Annotated in this window: 1 protein-coding gene; it reads right to left on the minus strand. The window is 65.7% G+C overall.

Annotation, left to right across the window (positions count from 1 at the left end):
* A partial coding sequence (locus C5B91_RS21330; protein ID WP_304999818.1) for a histidine kinase N-terminal 7TM domain-containing protein occupies positions 1-569 on the minus strand: 569 nt, incomplete at both ends.

Raw genomic sequence — 569 nt, forward strand, 5'->3', positions numbered from 1 at the left:
GGCGACCCAGCGGGGGACCGGTCGGGATTCGAGGAGCTCGTAGCGGCTGATAGCGACGGTGCAGGCGAGCCCCGCAAACGTGAACGCCGCGGGCGTCATGTCGATTGCCGCGCCGTACAGTTCGAGGAGCGTCGTGGCGAAGTTCCCGAGCACGGGCATCAGCGTCCCGAGGACGAGCGTGATCGCCTGTAACCGGTAGATGTCCGGCATATCGAGCGCCGTTCGGAGGATGACGACCGCGCCAGCGAGCCACAGCAGATAGCTGTATCCCAGTACGACCCAGTACAGCGGCCCCCACTCCATCTGGAGGATGGTGATGGCCCGGCCGACCGCGGGAACGACGGTGACTGACGTCCACATCAGGTGGTGGAGGGAGTTGGTCCAGACGGCGACGAGGCCGATTACCGGGAGCACCGAGAGGACGCAAAGCGACGACCGAGCGGTGAATCGGTCCCGGCCGGCGTAGGAGAACGCGAAGAAGAACCAGGCGATGGGTGCCACGAGCACGCCGACCCACTGGAGGTCAGGGAGCGTGAGCTTGAGTGTCACGTCCGCGACGATGAGTTCGA

The organism is Haloferax sp. Atlit-10N, assembly GCF_003586325.1.
GTDB lineage: Archaea > Halobacteriota > Halobacteria > Halobacteriales > Haloferacaceae > Haloferax > Haloferax prahovense.